Origin of the sequence: Brevibacillus invocatus, assembly GCF_003710915.1 — a bacterium.
Lineage (GTDB): Bacteria > Bacillota > Bacilli > Brevibacillales > Brevibacillaceae > Brevibacillus > Brevibacillus invocatus.
Map to the genome: position 1 here is coordinate 1 of NZ_RHHR01000096.1, position 885 is coordinate 885.

General features: G+C 43.5%; 1 pseudogene. It reads right to left on the reverse strand.

The window, feature by feature from the left end:
- Positions 1–158: 158 nt before the first annotated feature.
- A pseudogene (locus EDM52_RS24905) lies at positions 159–466 on the reverse strand (ATP-binding cassette domain-containing protein); the annotation flags it as partial.
- Positions 467–885: the final 419 nt, after the last annotated feature.

Sequence of the window (885 nt, forward strand, 5' to 3'; positions counted from 1 at the left end):
CAGAAAAGGAAAGCTGCGAAAACAAGAGCTATGCATCGTTTTTTACAGTCATGTCCTTGCATTGAATAACTGTGCGGCTATGCTACTCGCTCGTCAGCTGTAGATCAAATTTTATTTGTGGCAGTTCTTTGGGTTTTTCCTTCTTTTGCAGTTGGGCTTACTTCCCAAATACGTGTACATATAGCATCAAGCAATTCCCGGTCATGGGAAATCAGCACCACGGCTCCCGGAAAAGAACGCAGGGAATCCTCTAGTTGTTGAAAGCCTGACAGATCGAGATGACTGGTACTTCTCCATGGTCAGGCTGCTGGTCGCCAGCAAGCACACTCATCAATGTCGTTCTCCCGGAACCATTCCTCCCTACAATCCCGATTCGATCGTCATTAGCTATCTCTAATTCTTCTGCTCGGAAAATTTGCCTGTCTCCATAGCTTTTTTCAATCCCTCGCGCCTTGAGCAATAGCATACACACGCCTCCTTTTACAAATAAAAAGACGCCGGAAAGATCCGACGCCTGTTTTACTGCATGACACCAAACACACCAGGTGTGACGATTGCCCAAGCAAAATAAAAAGGCTCCGACATTCACCGGTGCCTTTGATTCCAAGTTTGTTTGCATGCCATGTAACATGCAAAAAAAACTCGTTTTTTATGAGAGCATCCGATACATTTTCGTTACTATGAGGTTTTGACTATAAGTAACGAAATGCTGTTTCAATGGACTGCCCTCCTGAGATTTCATTTGATATACCAATATATCCCATATTATACCAAGCCTTCGGCGATTGCAACCTAAATCCTTTTTCCAAGCTACATGTTACTGGTTATTGCTGATGCTGGAGCAGATTTTCCTATTCTCATCACCATTAACGAAGCCAACAAACA